Source organism: Burkholderia sp. M6-3 (assembly GCF_050858985.1).
Taxonomy (GTDB): Bacteria; Pseudomonadota; Gammaproteobacteria; order Burkholderiales; family Burkholderiaceae; genus Paraburkholderia; species Paraburkholderia caledonica.
Genome location: NZ_CP110093.1, coordinates 326,459 through 346,049, shown reverse-complemented (window position 1 = coordinate 346,049; position 19,591 = coordinate 326,459). Strand labels below are relative to the sequence as shown.

19 protein-coding genes are annotated in these 19,591 nt (G+C 61.3%); 15 read left to right on the top strand and 4 right to left on the bottom strand.

Annotated features, from left to right (window positions below; translation table 11 throughout):
* The first annotated feature begins 10 nt into the window (after window positions 1-10).
* The 9 genes from OH764_RS36835 (at window position 11) to OH764_RS36795 (ending at window position 9,365) form a co-directional block, all read left to right on the top strand.
* Window positions 11-745 carry a TrbJ/VirB5 family protein gene (locus OH764_RS36835; protein WP_498851877.1) on the top strand — a complete coding sequence of 245 codons (735 nt, stop codon included), beginning with the start codon at window positions 11-13 and terminating at the stop codon, window positions 743-745.
* A gap of 20 nt (window positions 746-765) precedes the next feature.
* Window positions 766-1,812, top strand: coding sequence for a TrbL/VirB6 family protein (locus OH764_RS36830; RefSeq protein WP_498851876.1), 1,047 nt, complete (start codon window positions 766-768; stop codon window positions 1,810-1,812).
* Window positions 1,809-3,203 (top strand): TraI domain-containing protein, encoded by a 1,395-nt coding sequence (locus OH764_RS36825; RefSeq protein WP_498851875.1) that lies wholly within the window; start codon window positions 1,809-1,811, stop codon window positions 3,201-3,203. Before OH764_RS36830 ends, OH764_RS36825 begins: the two co-directional genes overlap by 4 nt.
* Window positions 3,200-5,071 carry a conjugative transfer system coupling protein TraD gene (gene traD / locus OH764_RS36820; RefSeq protein ID WP_454830616.1) on the top strand — a complete coding sequence of 624 codons (1,872 nt, stop codon included), beginning with the start codon at window positions 3,200-3,202 and terminating at the stop codon, window positions 5,069-5,071. Before OH764_RS36825 ends, traD begins: the two co-directional genes overlap by 4 nt.
* 8 nt (window positions 5,072-5,079) lie before the next feature.
* Complete coding sequence (locus tag OH764_RS36815; RefSeq protein ID WP_315697735.1) at window positions 5,080-5,598, top strand: hypothetical protein; 519 nt, start codon at window positions 5,080-5,082, stop codon at window positions 5,596-5,598.
* A 22-nt stretch (window positions 5,599-5,620) separates the two neighbouring features.
* Window positions 5,621-5,839 (top strand): hypothetical protein, encoded by a 219-nt coding sequence (locus OH764_RS36810; RefSeq protein ID WP_020071145.1) that lies wholly within the window; start codon window positions 5,621-5,623, stop codon window positions 5,837-5,839.
* On the top strand, window positions 5,829-6,434 hold the full coding sequence (locus tag OH764_RS36805; RefSeq protein WP_498852035.1) for an IncC plasmid conjugative DNA transfer DtrJ family protein: 606 nt from the start codon (window positions 5,829-5,831) through the stop codon (window positions 6,432-6,434). Before OH764_RS36810 ends, OH764_RS36805 begins: the two co-directional genes overlap by 11 nt.
* Before the next feature lie 357 nt (window positions 6,435-6,791).
* The gene (locus OH764_RS36800) at window positions 6,792-7,661 is read left to right on the top strand and encodes an ATPase (RefSeq protein ID WP_498851874.1); all 870 of its coding nucleotides are present in this window, start codon (window positions 6,792-6,794) and stop codon (window positions 7,659-7,661) included.
* Between the two features lie 12 nt (window positions 7,662-7,673).
* The gene (locus OH764_RS36795; protein WP_498851873.1) at window positions 7,674-9,365 is read left to right on the top strand and encodes an ATP-dependent helicase; all 1,692 of its coding nucleotides are present in this window, start codon (window positions 7,674-7,676) and stop codon (window positions 9,363-9,365) included.
* A 154-nt stretch (window positions 9,366-9,519) separates the two neighbouring features.
* Here OH764_RS36795 and OH764_RS36790 read toward each other — a convergent pair whose 3' ends face one another.
* From OH764_RS36790 to OH764_RS36775, 4 genes are all read right to left on the bottom strand, one after another.
* Window positions 9,520-9,951 carry a hypothetical protein gene (locus tag OH764_RS36790; RefSeq protein WP_498851872.1) on the bottom strand — a complete coding sequence of 144 codons (432 nt, stop codon included), beginning with the start codon at window positions 9,949-9,951 and terminating at the stop codon, window positions 9,520-9,522.
* Between the two features lie 74 nt (window positions 9,952-10,025).
* Window positions 10,026-10,418, bottom strand: coding sequence for a bactofilin family protein (locus OH764_RS36785; protein WP_498851871.1), 393 nt, complete (start codon window positions 10,416-10,418; stop codon window positions 10,026-10,028).
* 12 nt (window positions 10,419-10,430) lie between these two features.
* Window positions 10,431-11,252, bottom strand: a complete 822-nt coding sequence (locus tag OH764_RS36780; RefSeq protein WP_498851870.1) for a hypothetical protein — start codon at window positions 11,250-11,252, stop codon at window positions 10,431-10,433.
* Between the two features lie 86 nt (window positions 11,253-11,338).
* Window positions 11,339-11,923, bottom strand: a complete 585-nt coding sequence (locus tag OH764_RS36775) for a DUF1845 domain-containing protein (RefSeq protein WP_498851869.1) — start codon at window positions 11,921-11,923, stop codon at window positions 11,339-11,341.
* A 633-nt stretch (window positions 11,924-12,556) separates the two neighbouring features.
* On the opposite strand from OH764_RS36775, the gene OH764_RS36770 reads away from it, so the two are divergent.
* From OH764_RS36770 to OH764_RS36745, 6 genes are all read left to right on the top strand, one after another.
* A complete protein-coding gene (locus tag OH764_RS36770) occupies window positions 12,557-12,823 on the top strand; it encodes a DUF7696 family protein (protein WP_114158379.1) in 267 nt (88 codons plus the stop codon).
* Window positions 12,820-14,280, top strand: a complete 1,461-nt coding sequence (locus tag OH764_RS36765) for a recombination directionality factor (protein WP_498851868.1) — start codon at window positions 12,820-12,822, stop codon at window positions 14,278-14,280. The genes OH764_RS36770 and OH764_RS36765 overlap by 4 nt, the downstream gene beginning before the upstream one ends.
* 186 nt (window positions 14,281-14,466) lie before the next feature.
* Window positions 14,467-14,952, top strand: coding sequence for an NADAR family protein (gene ybiA / locus OH764_RS36760; RefSeq protein WP_498851867.1), 486 nt, complete (start codon window positions 14,467-14,469; stop codon window positions 14,950-14,952).
* Window positions 14,953-15,033: 81 nt separating this feature from the next.
* Window positions 15,034-16,425, top strand: a complete 1,392-nt coding sequence (locus OH764_RS36755; protein WP_498851866.1) for a metallophosphoesterase family protein — start codon at window positions 15,034-15,036, stop codon at window positions 16,423-16,425.
* A 209-nt stretch (window positions 16,426-16,634) separates the two neighbouring features.
* Window positions 16,635-17,237, top strand: a complete 603-nt coding sequence (locus OH764_RS36750; RefSeq protein ID WP_498851865.1) for a hypothetical protein — start codon at window positions 16,635-16,637, stop codon at window positions 17,235-17,237.
* Entirely contained in the window at window positions 17,225-19,546 is a 2,322-nt protein-coding gene (locus tag OH764_RS36745; protein ID WP_498851864.1) for an SMC family ATPase, read from the top strand. Before OH764_RS36750 ends, OH764_RS36745 begins: the two co-directional genes overlap by 13 nt.
* The last annotated feature ends 45 nt before the right edge of the window (window positions 19,547-19,591 follow it).

The window sequence follows — 19,591 nt, the reverse complement described above, 5'->3', positions numbered from 1 at the left end:
GGGACCAACCATGAAAAAACTATTTGTACGCCTGGCCGCGGCCGCCGGCCTGACTTTTTTCGCTTCGCAGGCCGCTTATGCGCAGTTGACGGTCATCGATCCGACCAACCTGATCCAGAACACGATTACGGCCTTGAAGGCGATCAAGACCGAGGTCTACCAGGACAGCAACATCGCCTACCAGTACCAGATGATGGCAAACCAGCTGTTGCAGGCCACCAACCTCGATCCCACCGCGATGAAAGCGCAGTACGATCAGATCACGGGTGACATCGACAAGTACAAACAGCTTGCGAGCACCGCAACGGATCTCTATGGCGACCTTCAGGACGGCGGTCAATGGCTGAACCATGTCCAGTCGCTAATCTCGCGATCGGGCAAGTCAAATGCCCAGTGGTTTGCCGACATGGCTTCGCTCTATAACCAGCGCGACAAACAGGCGACCCAGCTTCTGCAGACTGGCAACAGCGTGATGACGCATATCCAGACGCTGGCTAAACGCCGCCAGGATCTGCAGTCCCAGATGGCGCTGACTCCGACCGCCCAGGCAACCGCCGAACTGACCACACACTACCTCGACATCGTCTCGAGTCAGATGAGCGACATGCTCCAACTCGCAGCGGGCAAACAGCAGAAGGAGGCACAGCAGGAATCGGCGTCTAACGCGGATGACAAGAACAAGGCGGCATCCGCGAAGGCGTTCCTCGAGCAGCAGGAAGCCGAGCGTGCGGCTTACGGATTCTAAGGACCGGACGAGGCTCGACGATGTGGATAAGACTCAGGCGCATTCTGGCCGCCGTACTGCTTCCTCTGCTTTTGCTCGCTGCGCCGGCAGCGGCATTCGCCGATGATCCGCAGGTATTGCCCGACGGCACGATCGTACCGGGCAATTCATCCGGCAGCACCGCCACGACAAATGCGAGTTCGTATGTCAAGCCCGGGGAGTTTGCAGCAGGCAGCAAGCAGGCGATGGACCGGATCACAGCGCTGTTCTCGTCGGTGATGAACACAGCCGTGACAATCAGCGAGCAGATCAAGCCGGAGGCGGACAAGTTCGCAGGTGGACTCGGCGTTATCACGCTCGTGCTGGCCGCGGTTCGCTTTGCAGCGACGAAAGACCCGGTTATGGCCTGGCTGGCAGTCTTCGAAGAGGTCGGCATTCTCGGGATTTTCGCTTCGTTTTATATTGAGTTCGCCCAGTTCGGACCGGGCTTCTATAAATGGTTCCTCACGCTGGCGAACACCATCAGCGGTGCCGACATGTCGAGCTCGCTCAGTATCATTGGGAATGCGGCGGGGCAGATTCTCGATGCGGTCGTGAAGGCGTTTTCCGGCGCCGGATGGACCGCGATTTTCGGGGTGCTTATCGCGGTGGTGCCGCTGCTGTTCGCATGGCTTGTCCTGTCTGTTACCGCCGTCGTGTTCGTTTTCTTTATCAACCTCGGCCAGCTGCAGTTCGCGTGCGGCGTTGTCATGGGGCAGATCGCGTTCGCCCTGGGCTTCTCGTCTTTCACGCGGGGCTACTTCAAGACGTGGCTCGACTTCATGATCAGCGCCGGCATGTACGTCGTCGTTGCCGCGATCCTGATGCGCCTCGTGACCCATAGCCTGATTGAGGCGGTTCAGGATGCCGCCGGTAAAGGCTTGACGACCACAGGGGCAAGTGGCTACGTGTTCGACCTCGCCATCTTCGTGTTCCTGGTGTCGTTCGAGATTCCAAAGATCGCGGGTATGTTTGGCGGTGGCGCGAACGCGAGCGGCGCGATGGTCGGCAAGGTCGGCCGGACGCTTACCGGAGGGTTGATGCCATGAGCGGGCCCACGGCAACCGGCGCGGCAGCACTGCTGGAACAGCACCAGCGTCGTATTGACCTGATCACGCAGTGCGCCAACGAGCCGAACAGAGCTGAGTTCGACCGCAAATGGCTCTCGGTACTGCGCGGCTGTGCGGCGTGGTTCTCCACGCTCCCGCTCAGCCCGCAGCTTTACAAGGACGTCGGCGGGGCGTTTCGCTGCACCATCGAAACGGCTTTCTTCGCGATGCGGCTTGCCAGCGGGCGGAAATTCGGTACGAACCTGCCTTCGGAGCAGCGCAGGCGGATCGAGCCGCAGTACAACTACGCGGTATTCCTCTGCGCAACGTGTTCAAGGCTGGATGAGCCTTACCGGTATTTCCAGATCCTGCGCGACACTGACCGGGTCGAGTGGAATCCGTCTGTTCACGGCGCGCTTGAGCCGTGGCTTGGAAGTTCGCCTTACCGGGTCGTGGTCCGGCCGGCTCCGTTGCCTGTCGAGCGGATGCGCACGGGCATGCTTGCGCAGGTGCTGATCGGTTCACAGCTGCTTGCAGGGCTCGATGGCGAAGTGCTCGCGGAGACGTTCGGCGCGATCAATCCAGTTCCACAGCCGCAAGGCATCGAGACGCTTTTGCACAAGGTGGTGCGTGAGGCCGTCAACGTTGCGGACGAGTCGGACAGGAAGGCGCAGCGCGGCGTGTTCGCGCCGGTGAACTATACCGTTCCGTCGGCCGTACAGGTTGCTGCCGAGCTGCAGCCCGTTGTCGCGCCAGCGCCCACGCCCGCTTCACCGTCCCCGTCGCCGTCAGTCGCCACCTCAGTAGCGCAAGGTGCTCCGGAGACGCCAGCAGCGGTAGCCCCGACAGTCGAGGAGCCGTCTGCGTCGCCTTCGCCGTCCGAGGCGGCCGCCGCGCCAACTCCGATGCAGGCGGCGGAAGGCGCATCTCCAGCCCGATCGGCAGTCACGTCGCCTGAGCGCATGGCCGCTTCTTCCACGGCGCGGGCGCAGTCGTTGCATGAAGCCATCGGTATCACGGGAGAGCCGAGCCCGGCCACCGCACCGGATCAGACGCCGGTCGACCCAACCGGAATGCGCGCGACTCCTCGAGCGGACACGCGCGAAAAGCCTGAAGCGCCAGTGGGGTTTGACGACGTGCTCAAGGGCCTGCCCAACTCCGTGCGCGAACTGTTCGTCGCACTGCGGGAGGACGTCATCGCGGGCTCAGCGAAGGTCGAGTGGAACGACAAGGGCCTGGTGATTGGCAAGCGCCTTATTGGTAGTTACGGGCTGGCGTCCAGCACGCTCGTTGAGCACATGCGCAAACGAAGTCTGATGGTTGCGGATGGCTCTACGGACATTACGCTCGCGCCACGGGCAGGGCAGCTAATTCTGGAGCGACCGGCGTGACCAGTTACATCAATCATTTCCGGCCGATATACGAGTTCCGCGCGGCTGTCTTCTGGCTCGCTGCGTGCGTTTTACTGCCGATCTCCGGCATGCCGTACGCGTGGGCATTCATGCTCGTGGGTCTCTCGTTCCTGCTGGTGCGATCCCTGCAGATCTGGAGCGCGCTCAAGTTCCGTATGGCGATTTCGACCAAGTGGCTCACTACGCTGCAGGTGCCCAGGCTGCTGCAGGTCCAGAAGCGCATGCGCGAAGAGGCGAACTCAATGTACCTGGGCATCGGCTACGAATGGACCCAGAAGCATTGCCAGATCGCGCACGACATCCTGCGCATGCCGACGACTGACATACCGGGCCTGCCCAAGTGGCTGAACAAGACGAAGACGGGTCGCAGGATTGAGGAAGCGATCGAGGGCATCTTCGCTCCCAAAGACAGTATTCGCGATGTCATGCCTCAGGGTTCTTCGTGGATACACGGCATGGAACCGAAGAAGGCGCTCGTTCCGTTCCACTACAAGGCGATGGGCGGCCACACCCTGGTGGGCGGCACGACCGGTGCCGGCAAGACGCGCACATACGAGGTGATCTCCACGCAGGTCATTCACCTGGGCGACGTGCTGATCATCGTAGATCCGAAGAACGACGCCGAGTGGAAGCGCCGGGTCGAGAAGGAGTGCGCGCGGTCCGGCCGTAAGTTTCTGTACTTCAACCAGGCCAAGCCGTCCGAGTCGATCCGCCTGAATCCGATCGAGAACTGGTCGCAGCCATCGGAAATTCCGAGCCGGATCGCGCAATTGATGGAGGAGGGGCCATTCCGCGATTTTGCGTTCCTGTTCATCGACCGGGCCGTGAAGGGCGAACTGTACATCGGCGACAAGCCGACTTTGCGCTCCATCCTGAAGTATGCGCAGTCGGGGATCACCACACTGCTTGAGAAAAGCCTGAGGCGCTTTTTCGTGGAGCAGGGGCTATCGGACTGGGAAGAGCAGGTCGCAACGGAAACGACTCGCCAGGGCGCGCGCAACAACGGCGCTGGGCCGATCGACGCGATGATCGCGTTGTACACCGCGCGGTTTGCGGCGCACGAGCGCGGTCATGAAGCGATCGACGGATTGATCGCGACGCACGTGCACGACCGCGAGCACTACATGCGCATCATTGCGTCGGCCCTTCCTCTGCTGCAGATGCTCGCCACCGGCGAGACGGGATTGATGCTCGCGCCGAAGGCCGACGACTTCGACGACGAGCGCGAGATCTGGGATATCGACAAGATCATCAAGCAGAAGGCCGTCCTCTATATGGGCCTGGATTCGCTGTCGAACAACATCGTGCAGAAGGCAATCGCATCGATGATCCTGTCCGACGTGGCGGCAGTGTGCGGCTCAATCTATAACTTCTACGATTCGCCACCGGAAGTGGTGCTCATCATCGATGAAATCGCGGAGGCGATCAACGAACAGGTGATCCAGATATTGAACAAGGGGCGGGGCGCCGGCTTCAAGGCGTTCGTCGCCTTTCAGGCACGCGCGGACCTGGAGGCTCGCCTTGGAAATGCGGCCAAGATGCTGCAGGTTTTGGGCAATCTGAACAACCAGATCATTCTACGCTTGGAGGACAGTGATACGGCGCAGTGGTTCTCTGACAAGGTCGGTGAAACCGCTATTCGCAACATGACGATCACTGGCAGCACGAGCACCGGCAGTGAGGCCCACATTGGTGAATTCACCGGCGGGGTTTCCCGTTCGCTACAACTGGAGAAGGCTCCTCTGATTCCCACTGGCCTGATACATAAACTTCCGAACCTGCAGTACTTCATGCGCATCTCGGGCGCAGCTGTGTATCAGGGACGTATTCCAATCCTTCAAGGCTAACCAAACGCATGTCTGCCGTATTTAAAAAAATCATCCGCGACTACAAGCTGTCGTCCCGTCTCGTGCCGGTATTCACGGTGGCGCCGGAGCTTGAGCTCGCCTGCGCACGTGTGGCCGATTTCATCGGGGAGAAGTTCATTGGCGAGTCAGAGCCGCTCGTCAAGGAGATGCTCGACAGTGGCCTCGCGGCGTACAAACGGACGCGAAAGACCGGGAATCCGCATATTGCATTCATGCAGGGTCTGTTCGCGGGCGCGCATCTGCTTTACGCACGCCGGTACGTCGCCCGCGACGGCGAGCGCTATCACGTATGGCCGCCGATGCTTGAGCCGGTCACAGAGTTTGAGGCGCGGCATGTCGCGCTCGGCACCGAAATGGTCGACGAGCAATGCCCCGAGTCCATCACGCATCGCTCGGCTGCCTTCCAGCTAGCTGCTCGCGCACTGACCGGCGAGCATTTCAGGCTCTATTTCGAGGACTATGATGTCGCCCACACTTTTCCTGATAGCGAAGCTGTCGCGGGTTGAACCGGACGTCGCGCGGCGCGCCATGTCCACCGCAAGGGCACAGGACGAGGTCGACGCGCCGAGGCCCGCTGAATTTTCGAGGGGCAGTGGCGCGATGGTGTACGCGCTGGCCCTCTTCGTCACGCGCCGGCCCCTGCATTTCTGGCTGGGGCTAAGCGGGCTCGTCGCGTTTCCGATTTACATTCTCGCGAGGATCGTCACGAACCTGCTGGAATGGGGTGTCCACACCTATGGCCAGTAGCCGCTTTGTATCCCACATAAAGTGGTGGTTCTTTTTCGTGCCGCTCATAGCGGTACTGGTCATGCCCGCGATACCGGACCGTTCATGGTTTTCGATCAAGGACGAAGAGGTGAATTCCGTCGTCGCGATAGTAGGAGCCGACCGGGCTGACGAGGCTGTGGCGCTGACTAACGCCCGGTTCAGGCTCTGGTTTGTGCAAAGCGGTCTCGTGCGATCCACTATGAACGCCGCCGGCAGCGGAGAAATCAGCGATGGTGGCATGTCAGACCTCGCGCAGGCCTGGGTGCACAACTTCTGGCTGGAGATCTACCGCGTGGTGTATCGCGCGACCGTGATGAAGCTGTTCATTCTGGGGACGCTCGTCTTTTGCGTCGCTGCCTTCGTCGACGGTACGGTCCGTCGCAAGATCAAGGCATCGGCCGCGGGCTTCGCGAGCCCGCTGTCGTTCCATCTGGCCGGGCATGGCATCCTGCTCGTATTCGGCGTTTCGTTCGCCGTACTCGTCCTGCCCGTTCCCATCTACGCCCAGTGCTGGATTGCGGTCGCCGCGATCCTGGGCGCGCTTTTGTGGAAAGCGGCCTCGTCGTATCAGTAGAACGACCGGGGAAAGCTATACGATTTCCTGTAGCTTTCCCAGTTAAGACCGTGAGCCGGCTCGTCCGAAACGTTTTTTTGCGCCCATCAATTCCTGTCTCGACCCGCCTTCGCTTTCGCACTCGTCATTCGGTTACGCGCCGACCACGAATTCCCTCCCATCTCGCGGGCCCCCTTTGAACGCCGCTATGCAAAGTGCACACTGCGTTCCCGTTCGCCTCTACGAAGCCGTCCAACGATGAGCTGACGCGAAAGCGGCTAGAAATTGACCACGTTTTACCCGGTGATCAACGGTTGTCGCGCAAACAATAGAGTCCATGCCGCGCGCGGGCGCGTGCACTTACCAAGGGACAAAAATATGAGCGCCATCACCGAAGAATCGAAGCCAGACGCCGCCACTGAACCGGTTGAAAGGCCAGTGGGTGTTATCGTGGCCGCGGGAGATGCAACCCCGGTCGAACCGGCGAGCCTGGTCACCGACGGCGCGGACGGCGGTGAAATCGAGGCCGAACTCCAGCAGATGGAGGAAGCTGCAAACACCCTTCAGAAAGAAGGGATGATCAGCGAGTCGGAAGCCGCAGAAAAGCGCGAACAGGTCGCGCGTACGCGAAAGCTGTTTCGCGAACTCTCGCCGGCAGAGCGGGTCGCGATCGTGCAGCGCCGCCGGGAGATCGGCCGCGAGCTGATGAACAGGCAACTGTCCGGCGCTGCCGTCGTGCAGGCCACCGTGCGGCTGAACCATACGCGTCTCAAACCGCTGTTCGAGCAGTGGTGGCCGTACCTGAACCGCATGAGCATCAACCTGCAGCGCTTCGGGCGATCCACCTTCGGCACGGAAGATCTCGGTACCGTCACCGCCTGGTTTGAAAAACAGGTCGGCGAGCTTGAAGCCTACGTCGAAGAGCAACTGAACGTAGCTGCGGGCTTTCGCGAGAAGACGGAGGCCAGAATGAAGGAGCAGGGCGACATTGTGTTCGCGCCGACGGTCACTAAGCCTTCGCTCGATATCCAGGTCGAAGCCTACTCGCGTTTCTCCATGCGCGTTCTCTCGCTCCTGCTGAAGTTCGACAAGGTGATGGATCACTTCGACTTCCTGGTCTGGAACAGCGTGCGAGATCAGTCTGACGTGGATGAGGAAACCACCCGCTTCCTGCGCAAGTTCCATCCAGTCGGTGTGCGCGGCTACATGACCCACTTGCGCCTGATGACGACGGTGCGGGGCCGCTAACCGGAGCCTTCAATGCTTGATGGGCTCAATCCGCAGCAGCGCGAGGTGGCGGAACTTCGCCGGCACTGTGTCGCCATTGCATGTCCAGGCGCGGGCAAGACGAAGACTATTGCCGCGAAGGCAGCCTTGCTTCTTGCCGATCCGCACGCAGTTGTCGGCGCGGTGACGTTCAGCAAGGACGCGGCCGTGGAGTTGCGCGACCGGATCCTCGCATTGGCCGGCGCCGGCGCGAGAAGCCGTCTGATTGCGGGGACGTTCCATTCGCTCGCTAACCGGCAGCTGGGCAAACGCGATATTGCGACGGATGGGGACCGCGCAGGTCTTCTCGCGCGCGTGCTTGCAGAACTTGGGCTTCAATGGAAGGTCGACGAGGTGATTCCGGTCATCGAGCGGATCAAGACCAACTTTGGACGAGTGGACGCCCACAGTCCCGACGCCCAGCTGTACCACGCCTACCAGGAAGCACTCGCGCGCAACGGCAAGATCGACTTTCAGGACATGTTGCGACTGTCCGTGGCTGGTATGGAGAGCGGGGACATCGAACCATACGGGTTCACCGATCTGCTCGTTGATGAATTCCAGGATACGGACCCGCTGCAATATCGTTGGGTCGAGCTTCACGCAAGGGCGGGCGCGAACGTCACGGTCGTCGGTGACGATGATCAGAGCATCTACGGCTTTCGCGCCGCGCTCGGGTTCCGCGGCATGGAGAGCTTCGCAGAGTCCTTCAGCGCGCAACGCGTCGTGCTGGGCAGCAATTACCGCTGCCGCACTGAAATCCTGTCGGCGGCCGACCGGGTCATCCGGAACAACGTCGAGCGCGTCGCGAAGGTGCTACGGGCCGAACGCGGCGCCGGGGGCGCTATTGCCACGCGCCGCTTTGACGACGAGTACGCGGACGCTGTGGCCGCAGTCGAGCAACTCCAACCCCTACTCGGCGCGGGTAACTCGTGCGCGATTCTCGCGCGCACCAATCGCATTCTCGACCCGATCGAAGCCGTTTGCCGCTCTCACGACGTGCCTTACTACCGTGCCTCGGGCAGTTCGGTGCTCAACCGGCCTCAGGGCGCGCTGATGTGCAACCTGCTGCTGATCGTCGAAGGTCGCAAGCAGAATGGGCTGGACGCGGTGCTCGGGTACACCGGCATGAGTTCGACGCATCTCAGTGCACTGCACCGGGACATGGGCGCGGAGCTTGTCCAGCGAGCAAAAAAGGACCTCGTCGGCCTCGGCTTGCCGGAGGACACGGCGAGCGCGTATCGCGCCTTCATGAAACGGCTCGCGGAGTGGACGCAGATGTCGGAACGCAAGTTCTATTCGCTGGCGCTCGACGGGGTACTTGAAATGATGATGACTTACGCCCGGGACGATCAGGCAAAGCGCGCGATCCAGGCAACATACGATGTGCTGTCGCGCCTGACGGGGACGTTTGGCGAGCGTATCGAGTATCTGAAACGGGACAACAACAAGCCAGTGGAGGGTGCGCTGGTGCTGACCACCATGCACAGTTCGAAGGGCCTTGAATGGGACCACGTGTGGATCACCCGCGCCGAGGAAGGCGTCGTCCCTGACGAAAAGAGTACCGAATCGGAAGAGCGCCGGCTTTTCTATGTCGCGATGACGCGGGCCCGGGACACACTCACCATCGCTACGATCAGGAAGAGCCCGGTCTCACGATTCGTAATCGAATCCGAGGCTCGCTAGGAATGGCGTAGCTATGGAAACAGGGACGACGCGTTCGATCGGACGGTTAGCAAAAAAACGGGCGCTTTTTGTGGAAGCGCCCGTTGCATTCTTCGGTGTTTTGTCAGGCTTTGTGCGCGGAGACGAGATCGTTGGCCCCTTCCAGAACTAACTGTCACGCATGCGCTGCGTCGTCACGGCTGGACTCTTTGTCGCGAGGAACCATGGCGATTTTAACGGACAGAATCGCAAGCACCAACAGCGACGCATACACGAATCCGTAAGAATAGTTCACCACAGTTCGGATATGTTCCTGGCGGTCCAGATAGCCGTGTATTTCTTCGCGTGTCTTCCCAATCCTCGTCGCTAGCGCGCTTTCCGAAGACAGACCGTGCTGCGAAAGTGCGGGCCCGCGATCGGATGCTGTCATCCGCTGAAGGTCGGTTGACAGCGTCGTATCGCCAACAAGGCGGGCAGTTGTAGCCATGCTTCCGATGGCAAGCGCAGCGCCTTCGTTGAGCGAGGTGATTAGCGTCGATGCACTTACAGCAACTACGCCAACCGTTAAGACTAGTGCTGCGCCGATTTTCGTTGTTCTGGCCTTCATTACCTGCTCTCCAATATGCGGCATCGCTACCGCGTCTGGCGCTGTTCGCGCCACTTTTCAATACGTCGGCGGGGCTACGCGTTGCCGGCGGCCGCACGTGATAGCTGCTGGACGTTGCTCGAGTTTTCGATCGTCAGATCGCTCTTTCGCTTGATCTGACCTTCGAGCGACGCTCGGGGGCCCAGCCGGATCGTGCCGTAGTAGTAGACGTTGCCCTTCACGCGCCCGTTGATTTCGAGCACACCTCGCGCGTGTACGTCGCCCTCGACCGTGCCGTCAATCCGCACGTGCTCGCCCTCGACCTGACCTTTCACCATTCCGCCCTGGCCGATGTGAAGCAGCCCCGAGTTCGAGACGACACTGCCATCGACAATGCCGAAACTGCTGAGACCGTGGTCGAGGATGACATTTCCGTGGATCGACAGTCCCGTGGAAAGCAGCGTTACGTTAAGTGGTTGAGATTTCATGCCGGGACCTCATCAGAACAATTGAACATCGCCGGACTTCGTGGCGGGTGCGGTGGGTTGCGCAGGTGGCGCTGCGGGAGCGTCGTGGGTCACTGAAGGAGCAGCTTCACGATGTGGCTTGATGTGATGAATGGGACGCAACGCGGGACGCGTCGCCGCAGGCTGCGGACTTTCGGGCTGCGAGGCAGGGCTCGCTGCGGTGCTTGCCGCAACTCGCGCGGCGGCAGGGTCCTCGCGCTGGGCGGGCTGTGTAGCGACGGGTTCTGACGCTTGCGGTGGCGTCTGCGCCGCGGGCACTGTTGCACGTGTCGCCCTGATAGGCGAAGCGGCCGCCTGCGTCACTACCGCGGCCTGCGAGTCATGCGCTGGCGCAACCACGACTGGCGTCGGAGCCGAGAGGGCCTTCGGGTCGACATGAGAAAGCGGTGTGCGTCCGCCCGTCATCGCAGTGTCGAGATCGCCGGAGGTCAATGGTCGAGGTGGCGCGGCGTTCACCGGCATGTCAGCGGATGCGGGTTGCGGGACCACTGCTGGAGCAGGCCGGCCGGGCGTCTGCGCGTCGTGCGGGACGTGAGCCGCCGCGTGCATCGCCTGCCAGATCCGGGCGGCGCTTACGCCGCCTGCACCGGCGATTGCGGCGATAGCGAGCGCCAGCAATGCGGGTCGTCCGGCGCTGCGCATTCTCGACATGAGAGCCTGTGCCGAAAGCGAACGGCTCGAGGAGCGCTCGGGTGCGGGCAGCATCGGCATGGCCGCGGTATGGCGGGACAGATCGATGATGACGGGCTGAGCCGTATATTGCGCGTGCAGCGCCTGAATTTCTCTGATGTCCATTTCCTCTCCAACAGGGTGATGGGGCGAGCGTATCCATCCGGCAGCAAGGTCAAGTGCCGGCGAAGTCGACAACGGGATGATGCGGTTCAGGAGCCCCGGCGTTCGCCGTCGAACTCGTACTGGTCGTTGTCAGGCATGCAGACCTGAACGATGTGCTTCAGCCGTCGTTCCGCGTTCGAAAGCATCCGGGCGCGTGCTTCAGGCGTGATCTTTCCCATCACAACGGCCGCCAGGGATTTGACGAAGATGCGGTCGAACTGGGTGAGGCAGCGAACCAGCAACCCGGCGAGCGGGCGCGTGACGACGAGTTCGATCTCTTCGTGCGGCATATCAATGGCGCGTAGCTCATGACGCGCGAGCCAGCCATCGGTCTTCCGGAGCCACTCCGCGGTTTCCCGCAATGCGTTCTCAAGAGCGCGGACCTTACCGCCTCGCGCGACGGCGATCTTTGCCGCGCAGAAGTTGTAGTCGGAGCGGATGTAGTCGCGGGCAAACTGCGAGCTATAGCGCAGGACCGTGGTTGTATCGGATTCCGGATTGATCCGGGCGATACGCGTGTCACTGGTCAGGCGCTCAATAGGCTTCAGCCCGCTCAGCGGTGGGCTGTCGGCTGGGGGTACGTCTTTGTCCGGGCGCTCTGGCTCCGGGAGGAAATCAGGAACTGCGGCCATGGTATTTTTCGGGTGGTCTCTCTCACCTCCAATTCTGCGTGCGATAGCACACATTGACCCAGGCAAAAGCTGCGCTGTTTTCGCGACCTTTCGGGGCTATACGCGCCCACTTTTGCGCAATACTGACTCTACTTCTCGCGTCTCTGACGCATCGACATGACCCGGCCAGCCCGGAGTCCATCTTCTGTACCAAGCCGTGCCCGCAGCTGAGGCATGCTCCGACCAGTTGGCTACTGGTGTGGAATTTTCTTTCTGATGAGCGCCTCGCCCGCGCTCCCCATTCATTCAGTCGTAAAACTCGTCGCCGGCCGCATTCATTTGCGCCGCGACATCGTTCGGACCCGGACATCGGGTGTTCTCTCTCCAGAGCCCGTCTGGGTAGAACGATCGAAGTCGACTGAACCGTGATCCTGCGGCGGAATGCATTTTCCGAAAATGGGCTGTTGCGCAGCGTGACCATGCTGCGCGAGGACGACTGACGTCCTCGTATATGAGCCCTCGGCTCCCTGAGCGCCACGACCCCGGAAGGGTTGTGGCGCTCAGGTCATTTTTCATCGAATCCCGAAACGCGTTCCTCATTCCGAGGAACGCGTTTTTTTTCGTCCTGTTGTCCTGTCCAGAAGGAGGTCTTCAATGCTTCCCGACCGTCTTGATGAGCGCATTGCCGAAGCGATCAACCACACGATTGCCGAGGAGCGCGCCACTGCAGATACCGCATCGCCAGCATGGCGGGCGCGTTGCGAGGTCGCCCAGATTGCGAAGTACAGCGATCCGGATCGACGCGTTTTTCTTTCCCACATAGCCGAGCGCCGCGGAGACGCGGCCGCACACGAACTGGAGCAGTCAGCCAGCGAGTTGCGCACCACGGCCATTTTCTTTCTAGCGAGGAAACCCTCATGAACGCAGTAGTCCATCTGGTCAATGGCCCTGTTCGCAGCGTCGTTGAAGAGCGCGCGTTGCGTCCACCGGTCATCGGGCACATTCGTCCGGGCATTAAAGTCCTCACCTCGAAAGCCCGTGGCAACGCGCGTGCGGTCGAGTTGTACAACACGATGGTCGCAGCAGGTGATTCGTTCGATACGATCGCTTCCGTGCTCGAGTCGAAGTGCAATCTGAAAAACGCGCTCGTGCCGAAGAACACCGCATATTTCACCTGCCGACGCTCGGACTTCAATAATCCGGACGTGGCCGACGAAATTCTCCGGCTCTATGGTGAAGACCGCGGCGACGGCGTGAAGCTCTACCGGTTTCCCGTGCTGTTCGCGTTCAACGACTGGATGCAGAACCTGCCGAACCAGATGACCGTATACGGCACGAATGGTCGGAAGTTCTTCTCCCAGTACGAGCGCGATGGAATCCGCTATTGCATGACCTATGCAAAGATCGAGCGCGATCCGCGTGCGCAACGTGTGATCCGGCACTTCGGCGGACGCACCGTCATCCGTCGTCAGGATGAGGCGATTCCGGACGGCATCTGCGATCCGGAACAGTGCCCGCAGTACCAGGCGCGACACTGCAATCTGTCTGCGAGCTTCGTGTTCGCGGTGCCGGACATCAAGGGGCTCGGCCTGATCGAACTGCCGACGAACTCGATCTACGTTCTGCAGAAGGCCTACTCGGCGATGCAGACCGTGCAGCTTGCTCGGGGCAAACTCACAGGCACGCGATTCTGGATCACAAAGCGTGAGTTTGACATTACGCGGATCAACGAGCACGGCGAGGCAGTAAGAGCGAGCCAGATGCTCACGGTACTCGATGCAGACATCGATATCGGTGCGTTGCTCGACGCTGCGGACGATGCGCCTTCCGCGCTTGAAGCGGCGAGCCAGGCGGTCGCGCTGATCGAAGCGGGCGGCAATGTCGTGCGGCTCGGCGGCGACGTCGATACAGCGATCGGTAACGCGGTTGCCGAAGGTGTCGCGATGGACGCACCCGTCGACCCGGAGGCCGGCACAGGTGTCGGCACGACGGTAGCTGTTGAAACTGAAGCTGCGACGGCAAACGAAGCCGCGGCGGCGACCGTCACCACCGCTTCGACGGCAGCTGCAGGCAATGCGGCGGCCACCGGTCCGTTATTGCAACACGTGCTTGCCGCACAGCCGGCAACTGCCGGACCGACGGAAACGCTTGCAGATAAGCGCGACCGGATGTCCGATCTGCTGCAACGGCTTGGCCTGAGCGCGGAGGATCGCAAACAGGACTTCCGCATCTACGCCCATACGAGGTTCGGGCGCGGCTGGACCGAGCGCGAGCAGGACGTCGACCAGATGAACGAGCGACTCGTGCAGGCCCTGACTGACCGTGAAGCGTTCGATCGCGAGATCGCCGCGGCCAGACAGCCGACGTTTCTCGACTGACCTGAGGTACCTTCAATCCTTGCCAGCCCTTCGGGGCTGGTTTCCTTCCTGCTTCTCTCCTGTTTCGATTGCGAAAACATTTCAGCAAGCCCGCGTTTGCTCAAATGCTTTCGACAGCGCAACTGCGCATCGAAAAGAGCCCGCCCCGGCGGCCCATTTTCTGTCTGGTTTTCAAGGAGTCGTCCTGTGCGCAAGATCGGCAATTTCACCGCGTTTTTTGGCGCGGACGATGTGTTCAGCAACTGGCATCCCTGCCGTTTCACCTATCACGACGTTGCTTTCACGAGCGTTGAACAGTTCATGATGTTCGCCAAGGCGAAGCTCTTCAGCGACGAACAGTCGGCTGCAAGGATTCTCGCCACTCGCGATCCGATGACCCAGAAAATGATAGGCCGCAAGGTGGCCGGCTTTGATCAGCAAATCTGGGAAGCGAAGCGCGAGTCGATTGTCTTCGTGGGATGTCGCGAGAAGTTCGCGCAGAACCCGGGGCTCAGGTCCATCCTGCTCGCCACGGCACCGACCGAACTTGTCGAAGCCAGCCCCTACGATCTCATCTGGGGCATTGGCCTGGGCGAGCGCGACCCGCGACTGACTGACCGGTCGCAATGGCGCGGACAGAACCTGCTCGGCATCACGCTGATGCGGGTTCGCGATGCGCTCGCCATGAACTGATCATCCTTTCTTCACACCTTCGCGGGTGTTCATCCATGAGGCTGCCTTCGGGCGGCCTTTGTGCTTTTTACGGAGGCGAATTTGAAAGTCGCTCATTTTTCTGACCTGCATTACGCGCCGGACAATCTGGCCGAGTCCGACCGCTGCTTCAGTTTTGCTGTCGGCGACGCAATCGCCAGTGGCGCACAGGTGGGTCTCATTTCCGGCGATTCGACCGATCATCGGCTGGACGCTCATGCGCCGTCCCTGCACGCGCTTGCTACCCAGGTGCACCGGCTTGCTAACGCGATGCCCGTACTGATGCTGCAAGGCACCTTCTCTCACGAACCTCCGGGCACGCTCGACAACTTTGCGTTGATGGGCGGTGCTCATCAGGTGCACGTTGCCGACCGCGTTTCGCAGGTCGCGCTCATCGATGGTCGCTTCTGGGCTTCGACAGGTCCGGTCTTTTCGGATGTCGAGTTGAAGCAGTTCATCGGCGTGAAGCCAGAAATCGTGTTCACGTGTCTTCCGACGGTCAATAAAGGCCAACTGGCCGCGAGTGTTGGCGCGCTCGCTGCCGGTACGGAACTTGGCGATGTGCTTGCCGCATATCTGGCGGCGGCAGGCCGCGTGAACACGCAGCTTCGGGCAGCGGGTATCCCTACGGTCGGTGTCTCGCACGGCACCGTCAATGGCTGCACGACGGAGCATGGCGTGGTGATGGCGGGCTTCGATCATGAATTCTCGCTCACGGCGCTCTTCGAGGCCGAATGCGACGGGTTTATGCTCGGTCATATCCACAAGGCGCAGCAGTGGGCACGTGAGGGAAGACTGGTCGCGTATCCTGGCTCGATCGGCCGGTTTCACTACGGCGAAGAGGGCGAGAAGGGCTATCTCGCATGGGACGTGCAACCTGGTGTAGCGAGCGCAACGCTCATCGCAACGCCATCGCGTCAGATGGTCTGTGTCGATTTTGACGGGCCGCCCGACATGGCGCGCCTTGCTGAAATCGCCGCGGACGCAGCCGACAAGTTCGTGCGTGTGCGCTGGCAGATCGACGAGGAGCATCGGCAGGCCGTCGATCGCGAAGCCATCAAGGCGCTGTTTTCCGGCGCCGCGGGCCTCAAGGTCGAATCGCGGGTCCTTCCGGTCGTGCGTAGCCGTGCCGAGGGCATCAGTCTCGAGACGACGGTTGAGGGAAAACTCGCGCGCTGGGCCGAACTGACTGTCGTTGATGTTGGCCCGCTTCAGGAGCGCTTGCAGCTGCTGGTCTCGGCCGAGGTGGAGGCGATCGCATCCGATGTTCTGGCGCGCATCGACTCACAGCCGGATGAGCGGTCTGATCCGCAGACCCTTGCAGCTGTGCTGCAGCATCCGGCGGTGGGTGCCATCGCGGCAGATGCGCCGGCAGCTTCCGCAGTGCCGTCGGCGCCCGCTGGCACTGAGCCTTCAACGCTGGACTGGCTGAATGACGATCTTTTTGCGGCATAGCCGCCACGTAGCGGGTGTGGCCTGTAAGGCGCTCCCGCGCGGGACACGAGTCGTGTCCCGGTAGCACGTCGTTCGCGTGTTACCGGAACAGGATTTACCCGCGTCTCTGACGCATCGATAGCAGTTCGCTGCACCCATTTTCTTTTCAACCCTGGCGGGGAATCATTCCCCCAGGGGATGCACTCCGCCGTTTTTTCCGGAGTGTCCTCATGTTTGGTCTTTATCCCGCCGGCGCCAGATGGGTCCGGCACTTTTCCGCAGCACGTGCGCCTCGCGAGATCCAGAAGGCCCTCACGGCCCACGCTGGATTCAGCGCAGGCATTTTCCATCAACCTTTCGGAGAGAACCGCGGCGCGGTGATCGCCCAGAAAGGTCGTTGGCTGGTACTCGCAGAACGCATCGATTCGGTGAGCGCTGATCTGGCGCTGGTGCCGGACGTGCAGATGCAGAACCTGCTCTGGTCGTTCCAGAGTGGTTATGCAAATCAGTGGGGCTCCCGCGAGCTCCGTGTGCTGACCGGTTGCGACAACTGGGACGCCCTGTTGCGGCAGGCAAGCGCCGATTACGCGCAGGCCTGCGACCTCGTTGAGGAAGCTGTCTCAGGCGCGCTTGAAGCAAAGGCGGCAGAGAAGCTTGCCGCCGGGCAGATGGCCGCTGAAAAGGCGGCTGCGGCACAGGCGTCGGCCACGTCGCGCTCCACGTCAGACCCTGTCGTCGGCACCATGTACGCCAATGACGACGATGTGCCGTGGCTGCCGTCGGACTACCTCTTCGATGCCCCGCATCCGGAGGTCGCCTCATGCGCCCACTAAAGCTGACCCTGACGGGTTTCATCGGTGTGCGCGACGGCATGAAACGCGAGAGCGTCTCACTGGATCTCGCGTCGCTGCCAACAGGCCTTATCGCGTTGACTGGTCCGAACGGTGCGGGGAAATCCACGATCATGGATAACCTGCATCCGTACCGGATCATGCCTTCGCGGGCGACGAAGCTCTCTGTCGACGGATTCTCGTACTGGGACCACCTGTACGGGACGCACGCGCTCAAGGAGTTCGAATGGGAGCACGGCGGCGTCCGTTACCGCTCGTCGTTTGCGTTCCGCAAGCCGGGGAAAACTGGCAAGGCTGAGTATTTCCTTGCATGGTGCGACCCGAGCGGCACATGGCAACCGATGCAGACCGGAAACGGCACTGTGTCAGACGGAAAAGCCGACACCTACGATGCGTGCGTCGAATCGGTGTGCGGCTCGCTGGAGTCATTTTTCACCAGCGTCTTCTCCGCGCAGAACCGCCGACCACTCGCGTCCTATGGTGCGAGCGAAATCAAGGCACTGCTCGCGGAGCTTCTGCATATCGACCATCTGCGCACGCTGGCGGCGAAAGCCGGTGACGTCGTGAAGGTTCTCGGCCGTGCGCTCGATGCGACGCACCAGCAGCTTGTTGCACTCGGGGCGAAGCGCGACCGTGTTGTGCAGATTGATCAGGCTATCGCTTCGGATGTCCAGTCAGTCGCCGCGGCTCGGGAGAGCCGGGAGGCACTCAACGCGCGGTCGGTCACGCTGAGCGATCAGCGCGCAGTTCTGGTTGCAAAACAGACTGCGAACGTGGATGCGCAAGCGCGGTTGCGGGAACTGGCCGGGCGACGCAGTCAGATCGCTTCGTCATTGCAGGTGCTGGTGAACGACGGCGTGGCTGACGATCGCCGCTTTACGCAACGACTGTCGGCCTTACGCGAGTCGATTGCCGGTCACAACGCGGTGATTGGGCAGCGCGATGCCATCCTGGGTGCTGCCGCTGCGCGCGACAGTGCGCAGGCCGGTCTGGCGGGCCTTGAGGCGCGTGTGGAGCCAGTGCAGCAGGCCATCGCGGCACTGGAAGCCAAGCAGCTTGAGTTGACCGCGGCCACTTCACGCATCAACGGGCTCACGTCCGAGGGTGAGTCGAAGGCGTCGTTGCTCAAATCTCTGGAAAAGCAGGCTAGCGTGATCGCTGCCGTTCCCTGTGCAGGTCACGCGATGCATGACACGTGCCCTCTGCTTGCCCAGGCGCGTGAAGCCAATGCGAAGGTTCCCGAGCAGCGCATTTCGCTCAACAACCTTCGTGTCGCGTTTCGCACGAGCCGCGAAGCAGTGGATCGTCTGACGCCCGAAGTGCAGCAGCTTGCTACGCGGCGCGCCGAACTGAAGACGCTGTCGGCAGAGATTGCCGCTTCGCGGCGTGATCTGCAAATGGCTATCGATCTTGCGGCACGCAAGCCGTTACTCGATGCGGCAACCGAAGGCGTTCGCAAGGCCAGTGAAGAACTGGCCGCCGTGGAAGCCGAGGCGAAAGCTGTTCGCGAGCGACGACAGGTCCAGCAGGACAGCCTGTCGTTGCAGGTGCGCGAGCTCGACGCAGAAGTTGCGCGGCTCGGTGCCGAAGACGTGAGCGCTGCCATTGCTGATCTGGACCGGCAACTGACGCAATGTCGCGACGGCATCACTGCAGCCGATGCGCGGATTGAATCGCTGATCCGTTCACAGGCGACACGTGAGGTCGAGCGGCAGGCGATCGCAAACGAGCTTGCGGGATTCGACGCGACGCAATCGCGTGCGAACCGCATCTCTGACGAGATCGCCAGCTGGAAGCTGCTTGCGAAGGGTCTTGGCAACGAAGGTGTGATTGCCCTGACGATCGACGATGCGGGGCCGGCGCTGACGAAGATGGTGAACGACCTGTTGCTTGCCTGTTACGGCATGCGCTTTACGGTCGAGATCCAGACTCAACGCGCACTGGCAAGCGGCGAACTGCGCGAGGGATTTGAAATCCTCGTGCACGACGCCGATATCGACAGCACCAAGGCAGTGACGGTGATGTCGGGTGGCCAGAAGGTCTGGATCAACGAATGTCTGACCCGTGGCATTGCGCTGTATCTGGCCAGCAACGCCGGTCAGCCATATCAGACGTTGTTCAGCGACGAGTCCGATGGTCCGCTTGATCCGCAGCGCAAGCTGCAGTTCATGCGCATGAAGCGGGAAGTTCTGCGGCAGGGCGGCTACGAGCGGGAGTTTTTCATCTCGCAAACGCCGGACCTGGTTGCCGAAGCTGACGCCGTTATCGATGTGGAGGCGCTTGCCGCCTGAATATCTTTTTTCTTTCAACCCTGTGGGGACGCTCCCCACAGGGGC